This window comes from Novosphingobium sp., assembly GCF_036820275.1.
Taxonomy (GTDB): domain Bacteria; phylum Pseudomonadota; class Alphaproteobacteria; order Sphingomonadales; family Sphingomonadaceae; genus Novosphingobium.
In genome coordinates, this window is record NZ_DAISLT010000015.1 from 99030 (window position 1) to 115468 (window position 16439).

Sequence of the window (16439 nt, forward strand, 5' to 3'; positions counted from 1 at the left end):
AGGCCCAGCTGCAGGACGGCGGCCGCGTTGCCCAGTTCAACAAGCGTTTCGGCGGTCTCTCGCTCAAGAAGAACTGAGCGAAATCCGTTCTCGAACACGAAGAAGGCGGTCCTTGCGGGCCGCCTTTTTTGTTGCGCGAAAAGGTTTCAGGCTTCGAGACCGAAGTCCATCAGTTCGCGCCAGTCCAGCCGTCCGGGCGGAACCGGGCGCAGGAATTCCATCCCGGCGGTATGGCCGCGCACCCAGCGGACGACGGCTTCGAGCTTCGCCGCTTCGGGGGCGGAGCTGTCTTCAAGGCGAATGGAAACGAACGTGCCCTGGCGCAGCCAGTCGGTGCGATCGTCGTTATCCGGGGCGCGTATGCAGCATCCGTGCGTGGATACGTCGGCCAGTTCGACCTTCATGACGCCGCTGCGCGCGGTTTCCAGCGTTGCGGTATAGCGGGTGGTGTGACGGTGTTCGCGGCGCCGTTCCTCGCTTCGCCGCATCAGGCTGGGCCGCGCCGGGCTGGGCATGAGCCTTGCGAGCGGTGCTGTCACTGTGCGATGTCCTTGGCGTCCCGTTGAAAATTCGGAGCCATTCTCCGTCAATAGGATTAACGGATTGTCACCGCGCCGCTCTTCCGGGCCTCGATCAGGCCGCGATCGGGAGTGTCGACGCGCAATTGGAGAAGCGTAATGACCCCTACCTTCCGCATCCTTGCCACATGTGGCGCTGCCGCTCTGGCGATCGGCGGCTTCGCAGCGCAGGCGTCAGCCGAGGAAAAGGCGGCCCCTGCGTCGGTCCGCGCCGATGTCATCGGTCTCGACGGCAAGCCGCTGGGCACCGTGACGCTTCAGGAGACCCCCTCAGGCGTGCTCGTCTCCACCGATCTCAAGGGCCTGCCTCCTGGCGACCACGGCTTCCATTTCCATGAAAAGGGCCTTTGCGAGCCCGCGCAGAAGTTCACGACCGCAGGCGCGCATTTCGCTGGTGGGGGCCAAATGCACGGCCTGATGGCCTCCGGCGCTCCGCATGGCGGCGACATGCCGAACCAGCATGTCGGTGCCGATGGCGTGCTCAAAGTGCAGGTGCTGAACACGGGCGTATCGCTGGGCGCGGGCGGGAAATCGCTGGTCGATGCCGACGGTTCGGCCTTCGTCATCCACGCCGATCCGGACGACTATACCAGCCAGCCCGCGGGCAATGCCGGTGGTCGAATCGCCTGCGCGGTCGTCAGCGCGCCGCAGTGATGTGAAAGGGGGAGAGGCTCTCGCTTCTCCCCACGACTTCCCGCTCTCGGCGCTGCCGAACCATCAGCCCCAGGGACGTTCGCGATACCACTGGGTAATGACGTACTTGTAGCCCTTGCGCACTTTCATGGCGTGATGGAGCGTTGCGGCGTTCAGCGAGCCGTCGGGCCGCCGGTTGTTCCAGGCGACCAGCTTGCCGCGCTCGGGCTGGATCAGCTTGTCGATCACCTTGAACCGCGTTGCGCCGCCGGCCTCGACATCGTTGAGATAGACCATGAAGGTCCAGGTCCGCTGCCCGGCGACCGAGCAGTACTTGTCGTAATCGGCATTGTTCGGTTCGAAGTAGTCGGTGTGCGCCTTGAACTCCTGCCCCACTTCGTAGCGCTGGCCCTGAAGCGGCTCGGCATGGGCGAGGTCGATTCGCGACAGTGCGGACAGTTTCTCCGCCAGTGCGGCCACGGAGGTGTCGCTGTTGGAAAGATCGCAGGTCGAACTGGTGCGGAAGGCGTCGTCGCCGTTGTAGTTGGCGATCGTGGAGGGGCGATGCTGGGCCTCGATCATCAGGACCAGCTCGTCGCATTCCGCAGGGGAGAGGAAGTCGCGCAGGACGAAGAGGTCAAGCCGCGAGGAAGGGAAGCGCTGCACGCCGGGGTGCGAGAGCAGGATCTGCGGGGATGATTCGCCTGAAGCCGTCATGACACACCTTTAGCGGGGCGATCCGAGCGGGAAAATTGCAGGAGTTTTCGCCAAATCCAATTTTTTGCTTTGCAAGACGGCAAACCTTGTGCAAAGGGCGCCCTCCGCACCGAGCGCTGCACAGCGACACGGAGCGGACTTCGGAAGACACGGCGACAAGGCCCGTGTTTCCCGTGTGGCGATTGTAGCTCAGTTGGTTAGAGCGCCGGTTTGTGGTACCGGAGGTCGTGGGTTCGAACCCCATCAATCGCCCCATTTTCTCCCTTTCTATCGTGATATCGGGCATTTGCCGGGTGAAAAGCCCGATAGTTCCCCGTTAGTTGGCATAGCCCACTTGCTCCTTCCCCTGCGGACGATAGAACCCCACCTGACATGCATGGCCTCGCCAATCCCGCTTGTTTTCTGCGCATCGCCCGCTGGCTGATGCCGCTTTGCATGGGCGTCGGATTCGTCGTTGCCTTCGGGGCGCTCGGCTGGGGGCTGTTCTTCGGTCCGGCGGAACGCCTTCAGGGTGAGACAGTGCGGATCGTCTACCTCCACGTACCGGCGGCCTGGCTCGGTATGGCCGGCTGGATGGGCATCGCGGCGGCGAGCTTCACCGAAATCGTCTGGCGCCATCCGCTGGCGGGAATCGCGGCGCGGGCCTGCGCGGTGCCGGGGGCGGTGTTCACCGCCGTCTGCCTCGTGACCGGTTCGCTCTGGGGGCGTCCGGCCTGGGGCACCTGGTGGGTATGGGACGGACGGCTGACCAGCATGCTGGTGCTGCTGTTCCTCTATTTCGGCTGGATGGCGCTTGCGCAGGCGAGCGAGGCGTCCAATGGCAGTCAGAACCGCGCTCCGGCGATCTTCGGGCTGGTCGGCGCGGTGAACATTCCGATCATTCACTATTCGGTGATCTGGTGGAACAGCCAGCATCAGGCGCCGAGCATCACCGTGGGCAAGTCGGCGATGGCGGGGGCGTTCCTCTGGCCGCTGCTGCTGGCGATGCTGGGCTTCACGCTGCTCTTCGCGGGCTGCGTGCTGGCGCGGATGCGGGCGATTCTCGCGAATCAGCAGGCCGAGGCGCGGCTGCGGCGCAAGGCGCTGAGCGACGCCTGGTGACGACGGCGACAGACAAGACAGCGACAGGCAAAGGGTCGGAAGCGAGAATCTGATGCGCGAGGCGATGAACCCCTGGACCTTCGTGGTCGCGGCTTATGCTGTCGGCCTGGGCGCGACGCTGGCGATGGTCGCCTGGTCGCTGCTCTCGATGAAGCGGGCCGAAAGCCGCCGCGACGAGGCGAGAAAGCGCTGAGCATGAGTCAGGCAAATACAGGTGCCGCGGCCCCCAAGGGGACGATCAAGGCGAAGCACCAGCGGCTGGTGCTGCTGGTCGTCGCGCTCGTGGTGCTGATCGGCGCGGGGCTGCTCGCGGCCTGGGCGCTGCGCAACCAGGCCAGCTATTTCTATGTTCCGGCGGAGATCGTCGCCAAGCTTCCCGAGCCCGGCCGCGCCGTGCGTCTGGGCGGCATGGTCGCCCGAGGCTCGCTGAGGACGGAAGCGGACGGGGTGACGATCGCCTTCGCGGTAGAGGACGGCAAGGCCCGCGTCCCGGTGCGCTTCCGGGGCATCGTGCCGTCGCTCTTCGTCGAAGGCTCGGGCGTCGTTGCCGAGGGGCACATGGGCGCGGACGGTACGTTCGTGGCCGACAATCTCCTGGCCAAGCATGACGAGAACTACGTGCCGCGTGAAATGAAGGACATGAGCAGGGAGCAGGCCGAGCAGGTCATGCGCGAAACCAAGTGAGGTCGCAGTCATGATTGCCGAACTCGGTCTTGCCGCGCTCTGGCTGGCCGCGGCCCTGGCAGGGCTGCAACTCATTGCCGGTGCACTGGCGCTGACGCAGCGCGGCGCGGGGCTGGCGGGAATCGTCCGGCCGGTTGCGGCCGTGCAGGGCGCGCTGGCGCTGATCGCCTTCGCCTGTCTGATCGCCGTCTTCGCCACGACCGACCTGTCGGTGAAGCTGGTGGCGATGAACTCCCATTCGATGAAGCCGCTGATCTTCAAGATCGCCGGAGCCTGGGGCAATCACGAAGGCTCGATGCTGCTCTGGGTCACGGTGATGGGCGTGGCCGGCGGCTTCGTGGCGCTGATCGAGAAGCGCCTGCCGGAACCGATGCTGCTGGCGACTCTGGCCGGGCAGGCATTCGTCAGCCTCGGCTTCTATGCCTTCCTGCTGATCGCCTCGAACCCGTTCGAGCGGCTCTTTCCGGTTCCCGAGGAGGGCAACGGACTCAATCCGCTGCTTCAGGATCTCGGCCTCGCGTTCCACCCGCCGACGCTCTACCTCGGCTATGTCGGGCTTTCGGTGGCCTTCAGCTTCGCGATCGGCGCGCTGGTGACGCGGCAGGTCGGCCCGGCCTTCGCGCGGGCCATGCGGCCCTGGGTGCTGGGGGCCTGGATCTTCCTGACCCTGGGCATCACCGCTGGGTCCTATTGGGCCTATTACGAGCTAGGCTGGGGCGGCTGGTGGTTCTGGGACCCGGTCGAGAATGCCTCGCTGATGCCCTGGCTGGCGGCGACGGCACTGCTGCATTCGGTCAGCGTGCTGGCCGCGCGCGACGCGCTGCGGGCCTGGACGGTCATGCTGGGCGTCGTCGCCTTCTCGATGTCGATGATCGGCACGTTCCTGGTGCGTTCGGGCATCCTGACGAGCGTTCACGCCTTCGCGGTGGACCCCGAGCGCGGCTCGTTCATCCTGGCGCTGCTGGCGATCAATATCGGTGGCGCCCTGACGCTCTTCGCCTTGCGCGCCGGCACCGTGACCGAGGGCGAGCGCTTCGCTCCGGTCAGCCGCGAGGGTGCGCTGGTGTTCAACAACGTCATGCTTTCGGCGATCCTCGGCATCGTGCTGTTCGGCACGCTCTATCCGCTCGTGGCCGAGGCCATGGGGGCGAAAGTCTCGGTCGGCCCGCCTTACTTCAATCCGATGGGCGCGCTCTTCGCGGTGCCGATGCTGGTCGTGCTGGCGGTGGGCCCCATGCTGCGCTGGCGGCGCGATTCGTTCGCACGTATCGGCAAGTCGCTGGTCATCCCGGCGATGCTGGTGGGGGCGGGTGTGATCGCCATGGTCGCGGTCGGCGGTGTCGGCCTGTTGCCGACGCTTGGTTTCGCGCTGGCGCTGGGCCTTGCCTGGGCGAGCGTTCTGCCGCTGAAGGATCGCAACCTGCGACGCACGCCACTGCCGATCTGGGGCATGGTACTCGCGCATTTCGGCATTGCCGTCTCGCTCTTCGGCATGAGCTGCGAAAGCGCCTTCTCGGTGGAGAAGCTCGTCGCCGTGAAGATCGGGGAGGCGACGCAGGTCGGTCCCTGGCAGGTCAAGCTGGACGCCGTGGAGCCGATGGCCGGGCCGAACTGGACCGCGCTCGAAGCCCGGCTGCTGGTGCGCTACGGCGATCACGGCAAGGTCGTGCAGATCGATCCCCAGTCGCGCAATTTCTGGGCGCCGCCGCAGCAGACCAGCGAATCGGCGCTGCTGACCCGCTGGAACGGCCAGCTCTACGCCGTGCTCGGCGGTGAGGCCGATGCGAAGAGCGGAGCCAGCCGCTGGCAGCTCCGACTCTGGTGGAAGCCTTTCGTCCCCCTGATCTGGCTGGGCGGTCTCCTGATCGCGCTGGGCGGGGTTCTGGCGCTTGCAGGCCGCGTGGCCAGCGATGTGCGCCGCATCTTCGCGCGCGAGAAGATCGCCTATCGCCGCGGACGCATGGCGCAATTGGACGCTGAGCAACAGGGAGAGCGGCCGTGAACGATCCGCTGCCTTCGGATGCCGGGCGCCCCAGGGCGCCGCGCTGGGCGATCTGGCTGCCGCTCGCCCTGTTCGTCGCTTTCGTCGCGCTGGTGATGATCGGGCTTTACCGCCCGGCCGACAGGACGGTGACGAGTGCGCTCGTCGGCAAGCCCATGCCTGCCTTCGCCTTGCCCGCTGCGCTGCCGGACCGTCCGGGTCTCGCCAGCACGGACATCGCGAACGGACGACCCCATCTCGTCAACATCTTCGCCTCCTGGTGCATTCCCTGCCGGGTTGAGGCGCCGCAACTTGGCGCGCTGGCCCGCGCCGGCGTGCCGATCGAGGGCATTTCGGTGCGCGACAGCACCGAGGCCTTGCAAGGCTTCCTCAAGGAGAACGGCGATCCCTTCCAGCGGGTGGGTGCCGACGACGATGGGCAGGTCCAGCTCAAGCTTGGCTCCTCGGGCGTGCCGGAGACTTACGTGATCGATGGCAAGGGCGTGATTCGCTACCAGCATATCGGCGAGATTCGCCCCGAGCATGTGCCGATGATCCTCGAAAAGCTGAAGGAGGCGGGGCGATGATCCGGTTTGCTGCCGCGCTCCTGCTCGCTCTGGGGTTCTGCCTCGCCGCGCCGCTCTCGGCGCAGGAAGAGCAATCGACCGCGCCTTACGCCTATCGCCAGCTCGACGATCCGGCGAAGGAGGAGAAGGCGCAGGCGCTGATGGAGACTTTGCGCTGCCTCCAGTGTCAGGGGCAGTCGATTGCCGATTCGGATGCGCCGATCGCCGGGTCGATGCGCTCGCTCGTGCGGGAGCGCATCGCTGCGGGCGAGGAACCGGAAGCGATTCGCGGTTGGCTGATCGAGCGCTACGGTGATTACGTCAGCTATGCGCCGCAGCTTACCACGCTGACATGGCCGCTCTTCGCGGTGCCGCTGTTCCTGGTGGCGCTGGCGGTGCTGCTTCTCCGCAAGCGCTTTCGCCGGGGAGATCTGCGATGACCTGGATATTCGTGGCGCTGCTGGCGATCCTGTCCTTCGCGGCCATCGTCTTCCTGTTCAAGACGCCCAGGGGCGGACGCGAAGCGGTTGCCGCGGCGCTGATGCTCGGCGTCGCGGGCTATGCCGCGCAGGGCCGACCGGGCGAGCCGGGCGCGCCCAAGCCGCAGGCCGAGGCGCAGAACCCGGAGGCCGGGCAATTCTTCGTGGAGGCGCGCGCCAAGCTTAGCGGCGGGGGTATTCCGACCGGCAATCGCTGGGTCGTCATCTCCGATGGCCTTGCGCGCAATGGCCACTACAGCGATGCCGCGCAGCTCTTGCGGGGCGCGATCGAGGACAACCCCAAGGATGCCGAGGCCTGGGTGGCGCTCGGCAATGTCCTGGTCGCCCATGCCGAGGGCGTGCTGACGCCGCCGGCGCTCTATGCCTATCGCCAGGCGGCCAAGGCCGATCCGAAGGCGCCGGGGCCGCCTTACTTCCTCGGCCTCGCCATGGCGCAGTCGGGGCAGTTGGATCAGGCGCGGGCGCTCTGGATCGATCTTCTCAGGAAAGCGCCGGAGGATGCGGAGTGGCGGCTGCCTCTGGCAGGGCAACTCCAGCGGCTCGATGCGTTTATTTCCAGCCAGTCGGGTCAGAAGCCCGAGCCCGAATCTGCGCCGCAACCGGAGCCTGAATCCCGGCCCAAACCTCAGGTCGTGCCTTCAGCTCGATGAACCTTCGGCTAACGGTCGTTGCTAGGCTCCTTTCATGCTGCTAACGGCGGGCGCTTGTTGCGGGGGCGAATGTCGACGCGGCAAAGCCATTACGGGGCGCTGGAATGAGTGATACAGGTTCGGACACGGCTGTCGTCCCGACGGTGATCGATCCGGCAACGGGGCAACAAGCCCCTGCCGCACAAGGAAATGGTTCCGGGCACGGCTCCGGAAACATCACCAAGCTGGCATTGGGTGCGGTGGGTGTCGTCTTCGGCGACATCGGTACCAGCCCGCTTTACGCCTTTCGCGAAACTTTCGTCGGCCCGCATCCGCTGGCGATCGACGAGTTGCACGTTCTCGGTGTCGTCAGCCTGATCTTCTGGTCGATGACGCTGGTGGTCTCGGTGCAATATGTTGGCGTGCTGATGCGCGCGGACAACAAGGGGCAGGGCGGCAGCCTCGCCCTCGTCGCGCTGATCTCGGGCGCGATCCGCAAGAGCCGGTTCGGCCCGCTGGTCGTGTTGCTGGGCGTCTTTGCGACGTCGCTGTTCTACGGCGATTCGATGATTACCCCGGCGGTCTCGGTATTGTCGGCAGTCGAGGGTCTCACCGTCGTCGAATCGCGCCTCGCGCCGCTGGTCCTGCCGATCGCGCTGGTGCTGCTGATCGCGCTCTTCGTGATCCAGAAGAGCGGCACAGCCAAGGTCGGCGCGCTGTTCGCGCCGGTCATGGTCGTCTATTTCTCGGTCCTCGCGATCCTCGGCATCTACCATCTGGTGCAGATGCCTTCGGTGCTGGTGGCGCTGAACCCGTGGTACGCGATCCAGTTCTTCCTGACCGACAAGGTGCTGGGCTTCCTCGCGCTCGGTTCGGTCGTGCTGGCCGTCACCGGCGCCGAGGCGCTCTATTCGGACATGGGCCATTTCGGTCGCGGTCCGCTGCGCCTCTCGTGGTTCGCCTTCGTCATGCCCTGCCTGCTGATCAACTATTTCGGCCAGGCGGCGATGATCCTGGGTCTCGACGATTCGGCGGCGCTCGATGCGATGAAGAACCCGTTCTTCAACCTCGCGCCCGAAAGCCTGCGCCTGCCGCTGGTGATCCTGGCGACCTGTGCAACCTTCATCGCCAGCCAGGCGGTGATCTCCGGCGCGTTCTCGATCACCCACCAGGCGATGCAGCTCGGCTTCATCCCGCGCCTTTCGACCCGCCACACCAGCGAGCACGAAGTCGGCCAGATCTACATTCCCTTCGTGAACTGGGCGCTGATGACCGGCGTGATCGTGCTGGTCCTGGTGTTCCAGAACTCGTCGAACCTCGCCTCGGCCTATGGCATCGCGGTGACCGGGGCGATGCTGATCGACACCTGCCTGATGGCGGTGCTGGTGATCGTGCTCTGGCGCTGGAAGCTGTGGCTGGCGGTGCCGGTGATCGTGACCTTCTTCGTGGTCGACGGCGCCTACTTCGCCGCCAATGCCACCAAGGTGCCCGACGGCGGCTGGTTCCCGCTGCTGATCGGCGGCATCGCCTTCACCCTGCTGACCACCTGGAACAAGGGCCGCCGCCTGATGCGCGAGCGCATGACCGAGGCCGCCCTGCCGCTCAACGTCTTCGCCAAGAGCGCCCACGGTTCGGCGGCGCGGGTGCCGGGCACGGCGATCTTCATGGCGTCGAGCAATGCGGGCGTGCCTTCGGCGCTGCTGCACAACATCAAGCACAACAAGGTGCTGCACGAGCGCGTGGTGGTGCTGACGGTCGAAGTGCAGGACGTGCCCTATGTCGAGCCTGCCGAGCGCTATTCGGTGACCGACCTCGGCCAGGGCTTCTACCGCATGAACTTGCGCTATGGCTTCATGGAAGAGACCGACATTCCGGTGGCGCTCGCCCATGCCGACTTCTGCGGCGGGGCCTTCGAAATGATGAAGACCAGCTTCTTCCTCTCACGCCAGACGCTGGTGCCCTCGGCCAAGCCGGGCATGGCGATCTGGCGGGAAAAGCTCTTCGCGTGGATGATGCGCAATGCCGCCAGCGCCATGGAATTCTTCCGCCTGCCCACCAACCGCGTGGTCGAATTGGGCAGTCAGCTCGAAATCTGATCATCCCTCTGGCCGAGTGCGGAGCATGGCTCTAAGGCGCGCGCTGTCGGTGCGATTCGCAAGTGATCGCGTCCGGCATTTGCGGGGGCAATTTCGATGGCGGGGATGAATGCGGGCGTGGCCGGTGACGGCCATGCCGGTTGCGTGGGCGCGAGTGTGTCCGGCGAATCGCCGGACCGGCCGTGGCTCAGTATTCTGGTGCCGGTCTACAATGTCCGGCCTTTCGTGGAAGAGTGCCTGGCCTCGATCATCGCGCAGATCGGGGGGCAGGGCGGTGTCGAGCTCGTCATCGTCGACGATTGCTCGACGGACGGTTCGGCGGATCTCTGTCGGCATGTCCTCAACAGCTGCGGCATCGACAGCCGCCTTCTGCAGCACCATGACAATCGCGGCATCGGCGTGACCCGCAATACCCTGCTGGAAGCGGCTCGGGGCGATTACCTGTGGTTCGTCGATTCCGACGACACGCTGCTGCCCGGTGCGATTACGGGACTGCGCGATGTCGTCCTTGCGCATGGTCCCGATGTCGTCCTGTGCGACTACGTGCGGGAAAAGGGCAGGTCCTTCGCCACCTTCTGCGGCAGGAGCGGCGTGGAAAGCGGCGTGCCGATGCAATGCACCGAGACGCTGATCGCGGGCACTTTCGCCCGGCGGCGGCTTCATGCCTGGTCGAAAGTGTGGCGACGGGACCTGTTCGGCGATGCGATCCGCTTTCCCGAAGGCGCCCGTTTCGAGGATGTGGCGACGGTGCCCTGGCTGCTGCTGGGCGCGAGGAGCTTCGTCTACATGGCCCAGCCGTGGATCTATTATCGCACCCGCAAGACCAGCATCATGGCCCAGCTCAACTGCCGGGGCCGGTTCGACCGCTGCGGCAACGACGAACTCGCGGTGGCCCTGCAAGGGTTCAGCCGGGCGCTGGCGCAGCGGCTACCGGAAGCGCGGTCGAGGGTCGACAGCGCCGTGGCCGAGTTCTGGGCGCGGGAGTTCGTGAAGATCGTCAAGCGCCTTGCGCGATCGGGAGGCGTCGGGGCGCAGGGCAAAGGCTGGAGCGCATTCCAGGCCGAAGCCCGGCGCTATCGGGAACTGATGGAAGCCTCGTCGCCGCAGAGTTTCGATGCGGTGATGCGCGATTATCTGCGCAAGGGGCGGATCGTGCGGGGCGGGGCGCTTGCTCTATCGCTGGCGGTCGCCATGCCGCGTCGGATTTCGGTGAATGCGGAGCTAAGTCCGGAGGTCTGAGAAGGAAGGGAGCCGAATGGTCGGCCCCCTTCGATAACTCAGTCGTGCGGGGGATTCTCGATCACTTCTTCCTTCGCCGCTTCGCCCATGCCGTGCTTGAGCACCATGGGAAGCTGCGAGAAGGTGAAGACGAACGAAAGCACCGTGAAGCCCCAGAGCTTGGCCTGGAGCCAGGTGTCGAAGCTGACGGTGAAGACCAGCGCGGTGTTCAGCACGGCAAGCAGGACGAAGAACCAGGCCCAGTTGCGCGACAGCTTCATCCAGCCTTCCTCGTTCAGCCCCTCGAAGGCCGACTGGAGGAGGTACTTGAGCATCGGCTTGCCCCGCATCAGGCCGAAGAACAGCACGCCCGCGAACATCAGATAGACGGCGGTGGGCTTGATCTGGATCCAGAAGGCATCGTGGAACACCACGGTCAGCGCGCCGAAGCCGACGATCAGCACGGTCGTCAGCCAGAGCATCGGCGAGATGTGGCCGAGCCGCCATTTCGAGATGCCCAGCGCGATCACGGTGGCGACCATGAAGGCGATCGTGCCCTTGATGACGGCGGAAACGGTGCCGATGGTGTCGCCTTCGCCGGTCGGCGAGAAGTGCCGGTAGGCGAGGAAGAAGACCAGCAGCGGGCCGAAGTCGACGACGAGGTTGACCCAGGAACTCTTGGGCTTCTCGGCGGGGGGAGTCTCGGTATTCATCAGGCGATCCCGGCGATGACCCGCGCCAGCAGGTCCGGGTTGAAGGGGCGCAGGTCGTCGATCTTCTCGCCGACGCCGATGGCGTGGATCGGCAGGCCGTATTGCTCGGCCGCCGCGACGAGGACGCCGCCGCGCGCGGTGCCGTCGAGCTTGGTCATGATGAGGCCGGACACGCCCGCCACTTCCTTGAAGATCTCGATCTGCGAGAGCGCGTTCTGGCCGTTGGTGGCATCGAGCACGAGCACCACGTCGTGCGGGGCCTCGGGGTTGAGGCGGCCGAGCACGCGGCGGATCTTGGACAGTTCGTCCATCAGTTCGCGCTTGTTCTGGAGGCGCCCGGCGGTGTCCACGATCAGCGCGTCGATGCCCTGATCGGTTGCCGCCTTGACCGCGTCGAACACGATCGAGGCGGGGTCGCCGCCCTCGGGGCCCTTGATCAGCGGAATGCCCAGGCGGTCGGCCCAGACGCCGAGCTGGCCGATCGCAGCGGCGCGGAAGGTGTCGCCCGCCGCCAGCATGACCGAATAGTCCTGCTCCTGGAACAAGTGCGCAAGCTTGGCGATCGTCGTCGTCTTGCCCGAGCCGTTGACGCCGATCACCAGGATCACCTGCGGACGCGGGAAGGCCACGACGTCGAGCGGCTTGGCGACCGGGCGCAGGATCTCGGCGATCTCGCGGGCGACCACTTCCATGATCGCGCGCTCGTCGGCATCGCGTTCGAAGCGTTCGTCGGCGAGGCGCGCGCGGATGCGGGCGGCGGCGCGGGGGCCGAGGTCCGACATGATCAGCGCGTCTTCGATATCGTCGAGCTGCGCCTCTTCCAGCTTCGTCTTGCCGACGATGCCGGAAAGGTTCTCGCTCAGGCGTTCGGAGGTCTTGCGAAAGCCGCCGAACAGGCGGTCGGACCAGTCGCGCTCAGCCTGCTGGCCATCGGTACTCATGATTCCAGTATTCCTTCGACTACCCTTGCGGGCGTAACGCGGATCAGCGTGCCGGGCTGCGCATCAAGGGGCAGGCGCACGGCAGCAAAGTTTTCCGCATGGCCTTTCGCGCCTCTTTCGGCAAGCACGGATAGCGGCCGGCCGACGAGGCTTGTCAGCCAGTTCGCCCTGACTTCGGCGATCTTCGCGCGCAGTTCGGCCGCGCGCGTCTTGATGGCGGCGGCATCGACTTGCGGCATGCGCGCCGCCGGGGTGCCGGGGCGCTGCGAATAGGGGAAGACGTGGCCGTGAACGACCTGCAATTCCTCGACGATGGAGAGGTTGGCGGCATGGGCCTCCTCGTCCTCGGTCGGGAAACCGGCGATGAGGTCGGCGCCGATGGCGATCCCGGGCCTGCGCGCGCGCAGGCCCGCGACGAGATTCACGGCATCGGCACGGCTGTGGCGGCGTTTCATGCGCTTGAGGATCAGGTCGTGGCCGTGCTGGAGCGAGAGGTGGACATGCGGCATGACCCGCGCCTCGCCCGCCAGCAGTTCGAACAGGGCCTCGTCCACTTCGGCACCGTCGATCGAGGACAGGCGCAGGCGCGGCAGGGCCGGGAACTTCGCGAGGATCGCTTCGCAGAGCGCGCCGAGGCGGGGCGCGCCCTCAAGGTCGCCGCCCCAGGAGGTGAGGTCCACGCCGGTCAGGACGATCTCGTTCACGCCCGCGTCCAGATGGACCGCCACGTCGTGGAGAACTTCGGCAACGCCGCGCGAGCGGCTGGGGCCGCGTCCCTGCGGGATCACGCAGAAGGTGCAGGCGTGGTCGCAGCCGTTCTGCACTTGCACGAAGCCGCGCGTATAGGCGCGGCGTTCCGGCGGAGCAGGGGCGACGGGCACGTTCCAGGCGCGCGGGTCGAGCTTGGCGGTGTTGGGCACCAGCCCGTCGACTTCCGGCATGGCGGCCAGCATCGCGCGCTCGACTTCGGCGGCGCAGCCGGTGACGATCAGGCGGGCCTCGGGACGCTCCTTGCGGGCGCGGCGGATCGCCTGGCGGGTCTGGCGCACGGCTTCGGCCGTGACCGCGCAGGAGTTGACGACCACCAGGTCTTCCGCGCCGCGCAGCAGGCCGCGCAGCGTCTCGCTTTCGGAAATATTGAGGCGGCAGCCGAGCGAATGGACTTCGACGGTCAATCTGGAATCCCGTAATCCGCCGCGTCGAAGGAGCCGCGGAACGATTCGGTGGCGGGACCGGTCATGACGATCTCGTCGTCGCCGCGCCATTCGATGGTGAGCGGGCCGCCGGGCAGGGTGACGGTGACCTTGCGGTCGACGAGGCCGCGCTTCATCGCGCCGATGGCGGTGGCGCAGGCGCCGGTGCCGCAGGCGCGGGTGAGACCGGCGCCGCGCTCCCAGACGCGCAGGGTCAAGGCGTCGCGGGCGGTCACGGCGGCAACGTTGACGTTGATGCGCTCGGGGAACAGCGGATCGTTCTCGATCAGCGGGCCGAGGCGGGCCATGTCGATGCGGTAGGGGTCTTCGACGAAGAAGATCACATGTGGGTTGCCGACGTTGACGGCGATCGGATTGACCAGCTCTTCCCAGGCCACCGGCAGGCTATGCGTATCCATCGGATAGCCGAGCGGGATCAGGTTCCAGTCGAAACGGGGCTTGCCCATTTCAACGCTGATGCCGCTGTCGGTAGGTGTCGTGGCGACCATGCCGCCGAGCGTCTCGATGCTCGCGGGGCGGCCGTGGAGCAGGCCGATGGCGCGCGTGGCGTTGCCGCAGGCTTCCACTTCGCTGCCGTCGTTGTTGAAGATTCGCATGCGGAAGTCGCCGCGATCGGACGGGGCGAGGACGATCAGCTGGTCGCAGCCGATGCCGGTGTGGCGGTCGGCCAGCGCCGCGGCAAGCGCCGCGTCCACGACCGGCAGCGTGCCGGAACGGCCATCGAGCACGACGAAGTCGTTGCCCAGCCCATGCATCTTGGTGAAATCGATCCGCATGGCGCGCGATTTATGCGCTGCGGGGCGTCAGGTCCAGCGAAAGCGGCAGGAACGCCGGAGTTCGCCCGTAAACCACGCCTCCCGGCGGATGGGCCGGGAGGCGTAATGGATCACATCTTCAGACCGATCTCGCGCAGACGCTCCTGAAGGTAGTCGTCGGCGGTGATGCTGACCGGATAGCGGTCCGGGTTCTCTTCGGTGATGCACTGGTCCAGCGTCTTGAACGGGAAGTCGCTGCGCAAGTGCAGGAAGAACGGCATCGAATAGCGGCTGTGCGCGGCGCGGTCGCCATCGGGATTGCGGACGCGGTGCGTGGTCGAGGGCAGGACGTGGTTGGTCAGGCGCTGGAGCATGTCGCCGATGTTGATGACCACGGCGCCTTCCGGCGGGGCGACCGAGAGCCACTCGCCGTTCTTGCCGAGCAGTTCGAGACCCGCTTCCTGCGCGCCGAGCAGCAGGGTGATGAGGTTGATGTCCTCATGGGCGCCGGCGCGGATGGCACCGCCGGCGCCTTCGCCCACGGGCGGGTAGTGCAGCAGGCGCAGCACCGAGTTGCCGTCCTCGATCGCCGGATCGAACCAGCGCGCGTCGAGGCCGAGGTAGGTGGCGATGGCGGAGAGGATTTCGGCACCGGCCTTGTCGAACTGGGCGTAAAGCTCGGTGAAGGTTTCCTGGAAGCCTTCGACCTCGCCGGGCCAGATGTTCGGCGGCATCGAGGCGGCGAGCGGCGAACCATCGGGAAGGTCGCGGCCGATGTGCCAGAATTCCTTGAGGTCCTTCTCGGTCGCGCCCTTGGCGACTTCGGTGCGGAACGGCGTGTAGCCGCGGGCGCCGCCCTGGCCGGGGATGAAGTGGCCGCGCTTCACGTCGTCGGGCAGGGCGAAGAACTGGGCGGTCAGCGCCCAGGCGCGGTCGATCAGGGCCTGGTCGATGCCGTGGTCGCGGACCATCGCGAAGCCGAAAGTGCGGAAGCTCTCGCCGATGCGCTGCGAGAACTCGGCGCGGTCGGATTCGAGGCTGAGGACGGGGATCTGGGCAAGGTTCATCATGGTCTTCCAACAAGGCTCGGCGGGGTGTGACCGATGCCCCGCGAAGGGCGCCGAATCACCGATGTTGTTTCCGCCGATTGAATCGTTATGCCGCCCCCTTATAAGTTTATTGCCGCAAGGCGAAATCGAAAGGCACGAGATGGCGAAGCGCTACTGGCTGATGAAGTCCGAACCGGATGCCTACGGCTGGAAGGATCTCGTGGCCGAGGGCGAGGGCACCTGGGACGGCGTGCGCAACCACCGCGCCGCCAACAACTTGCGCGCCATGCAGGTGGGGGACGAGGCGTTCTTCTACCACTCGAACATCGGCAAGGAGATCGTGGGGATCGTCACGATCAGCCAGTCCGGCCTGACCGACCCCAGCGACCCCGAGGGCAAGTGGGCGGCGGTGAAGGTCAAGCCGGTGCGCAAGCTGGCGCGCACCGTGACGCTGGCGCAGATGAAGGCCGATCCCAAACTGGCCGAGATGGAGATGCTCAAGCTTTCGCGCCTGTCGGTTGCCGAAGTGACGCCGCAGGATTGGGATTATGTTCTGTCGCTGGCGGGCGGCTGAGCTTCGTCGCTCTCAGGCCACGTTCCGGCGCAGGGCGCGGCAACTTCCGCGCGGTCTGGCGGGTTTCTTCGATGTGCAAACGGCGGAATTCCGTCGGAACCGAGAAGGAGCAACGATCATGGGCGAACTGAAGGACACCATCAAGGGCCTGGGCAACGAGATCGCAGGCAACGCCAAGCAGGCCATCGGCAAGGCCCGCAACGACCCTGCCCAGCAGGCCGAAGGCAAGATCCAGGAAAAGAAGGGTGAGGTCCAGCAGGGCGTCGGCAAGGTCAAGGGCGCGCTCGGCGACCGGATCTGACCTCCCGCTCTCACATTTAAGCAAGGGGTCGCCTTCGGGCGGCCCTTTTTCGTTTTGGCGCAGGAGCTTGTTAAAAGTTCTTTACCCGGCGGCTCGTCTCTTACCGTCCCGGATCGGGATGGCCCTTTCGGATGAGTGGCCAAAGGTAAACAAAGTCTTAAGCTGCGTGTCATGTCTCGACGCGCAAGC

Annotated in this window: 19 protein-coding genes, 1 tRNA gene and 1 pseudogene; 14 read left to right on the plus strand and 7 right to left on the minus strand. The window is 66.2% G+C overall.

Annotated elements, in window-relative coordinates:
* Positions 1-77 (plus strand): annotated as a pseudogene (locus V7066_RS13815) (50S ribosomal protein L31); the annotation flags it as partial.
* A gap of 69 nt (positions 78-146) precedes the next feature.
* Here V7066_RS13815 and V7066_RS13820 read toward each other — a convergent pair.
* Positions 147-539 (minus strand): PilZ domain-containing protein, encoded by a 393-nt coding sequence (locus tag V7066_RS13820; RefSeq protein ID WP_334183612.1) that lies wholly within the window; start codon positions 537-539, stop codon positions 147-149.
* Between the two features lie 138 nt (positions 540-677).
* Between V7066_RS13820 and V7066_RS13825 the strand changes: the two genes are divergently transcribed.
* The gene (locus V7066_RS13825) at positions 678-1232 is read left to right on the plus strand and encodes a superoxide dismutase family protein (RefSeq protein WP_334183613.1); all 555 of its coding nucleotides are present in this window, start codon (positions 678-680) and stop codon (positions 1230-1232) included.
* Between the two features lie 63 nt (positions 1233-1295).
* On the opposite strand, the gene V7066_RS13830 is transcribed toward V7066_RS13825, so the two are convergent.
* Positions 1296-1928 carry a prolyl hydroxylase family protein gene (locus tag V7066_RS13830; RefSeq protein WP_334183614.1) on the minus strand — a complete coding sequence of 211 codons (633 nt, stop codon included), beginning with the start codon at positions 1926-1928 and terminating at the stop codon, positions 1296-1298.
* Between the two features lie 178 nt (positions 1929-2106).
* On the opposite strand from V7066_RS13830, the gene V7066_RS13835 reads away from it, so the two are divergent.
* The 10 genes from V7066_RS13835 to V7066_RS13880 all read left to right on the plus strand — a co-directional run bounded on the left by V7066_RS13835 (position 2107) and on the right by V7066_RS13880 (position 10724).
* A tRNA-His gene (locus V7066_RS13835) sits at positions 2107-2183 on the plus strand.
* 117 nt (positions 2184-2300) lie between these two features.
* Entirely contained in the window at positions 2301-3029 is a 729-nt protein-coding gene (ccmC, locus tag V7066_RS13840) for a heme ABC transporter permease CcmC (protein WP_334183615.1), read from the plus strand.
* A 52-nt stretch (positions 3030-3081) separates the two neighbouring features.
* The gene (locus V7066_RS13845; protein ID WP_334183616.1) at positions 3082-3222 is read left to right on the plus strand and encodes a hypothetical protein; all 141 of its coding nucleotides are present in this window, start codon (positions 3082-3084) and stop codon (positions 3220-3222) included.
* A 2-nt stretch (positions 3223-3224) separates the two neighbouring features.
* Positions 3225-3713: a cytochrome c maturation protein CcmE gene (gene ccmE / locus V7066_RS13850; protein WP_334183617.1), complete on the plus strand. Its 489-nt coding sequence runs from the start codon at positions 3225-3227 to the stop codon at positions 3711-3713.
* Between the two features lie 10 nt (positions 3714-3723).
* Positions 3724-5715: a heme lyase CcmF/NrfE family subunit gene (locus V7066_RS13855; protein ID WP_334183618.1), complete on the plus strand. Its 1992-nt coding sequence runs from the start codon at positions 3724-3726 to the stop codon at positions 5713-5715.
* A complete protein-coding gene (locus tag V7066_RS13860; RefSeq protein WP_334183619.1) occupies positions 5712-6281 on the plus strand; it encodes a DsbE family thiol:disulfide interchange protein in 570 nt (189 codons plus the stop codon). The genes V7066_RS13855 and V7066_RS13860 overlap by 4 nt, the downstream gene beginning before the upstream one ends.
* On the plus strand, positions 6278-6700 hold the full coding sequence (locus tag V7066_RS13865) for a cytochrome c-type biogenesis protein (RefSeq protein ID WP_334183620.1): 423 nt from the start codon (positions 6278-6280) through the stop codon (positions 6698-6700). The genes V7066_RS13860 and V7066_RS13865 overlap by 4 nt, the downstream gene beginning before the upstream one ends.
* Complete coding sequence (locus V7066_RS13870; protein WP_334183621.1) at positions 6697-7410, plus strand: tetratricopeptide repeat protein; 714 nt, start codon at positions 6697-6699, stop codon at positions 7408-7410. Before V7066_RS13865 ends, V7066_RS13870 begins: the two co-directional genes overlap by 4 nt.
* Positions 7411-7514: 104 nt before the next feature.
* Complete coding sequence (locus tag V7066_RS13875; protein WP_334183622.1) at positions 7515-9485, plus strand: potassium transporter Kup; 1971 nt, start codon at positions 7515-7517, stop codon at positions 9483-9485.
* A 96-nt stretch (positions 9486-9581) separates the two neighbouring features.
* Positions 9582-10724, plus strand: a complete 1143-nt coding sequence (locus V7066_RS13880; protein ID WP_334183623.1) for a glycosyltransferase family 2 protein — start codon at positions 9582-9584, stop codon at positions 10722-10724.
* Positions 10725-10762: 38 nt separating this feature from the next.
* Here the strand turns inward: V7066_RS13880 and V7066_RS13885 are convergent, their stop codons facing one another.
* From V7066_RS13885 to V7066_RS13905, 5 genes are all read right to left on the minus strand, one after another.
* A complete protein-coding gene (locus V7066_RS13885; protein WP_334183624.1) occupies positions 10763-11416 on the minus strand; it encodes an inner membrane-spanning protein YciB in 654 nt (217 codons plus the stop codon).
* On the minus strand, positions 11416-12357 hold the full coding sequence (gene ftsY, locus V7066_RS13890; protein WP_334183625.1) for a signal recognition particle-docking protein FtsY: 942 nt from the start codon (positions 12355-12357) through the stop codon (positions 11416-11418). Before ftsY ends, V7066_RS13885 begins: the two co-directional genes overlap by 1 nt.
* Positions 12354-13532, minus strand: a complete 1179-nt coding sequence (locus V7066_RS13895; RefSeq protein ID WP_334183626.1) for a MiaB/RimO family radical SAM methylthiotransferase — start codon at positions 13530-13532, stop codon at positions 12354-12356. Before V7066_RS13895 ends, ftsY begins: the two co-directional genes overlap by 4 nt.
* Positions 13529-14347 carry a diaminopimelate epimerase gene (gene dapF / locus V7066_RS13900; protein ID WP_334183627.1) on the minus strand — a complete coding sequence of 273 codons (819 nt, stop codon included), beginning with the start codon at positions 14345-14347 and terminating at the stop codon, positions 13529-13531. The genes V7066_RS13895 and dapF overlap by 4 nt, the downstream gene beginning before the upstream one ends.
* A 110-nt stretch (positions 14348-14457) precedes the next feature.
* The gene (locus tag V7066_RS13905; RefSeq protein ID WP_334183628.1) at positions 14458-15393 is read right to left on the minus strand and encodes an isopenicillin N synthase family dioxygenase; all 936 of its coding nucleotides are present in this window, start codon (positions 15391-15393) and stop codon (positions 14458-14460) included.
* 142 nt (positions 15394-15535) lie between these two features.
* Here V7066_RS13905 and V7066_RS13910 point away from each other — a divergent pair, with 142 nt between their 5' ends.
* Together V7066_RS13910 and V7066_RS13915 are read left to right on the plus strand one after the other, a co-directional pair.
* Positions 15536-15949 carry an EVE domain-containing protein gene (locus tag V7066_RS13910; protein ID WP_334183629.1) on the plus strand — a complete coding sequence of 138 codons (414 nt, stop codon included), beginning with the start codon at positions 15536-15538 and terminating at the stop codon, positions 15947-15949.
* 118 nt (positions 15950-16067) lie between these two features.
* Positions 16068-16250 carry a CsbD family protein gene (locus tag V7066_RS13915; RefSeq protein ID WP_334183630.1) on the plus strand — a complete coding sequence of 61 codons (183 nt, stop codon included), beginning with the start codon at positions 16068-16070 and terminating at the stop codon, positions 16248-16250.
* Positions 16251-16439 lie beyond the last annotated feature (189 nt).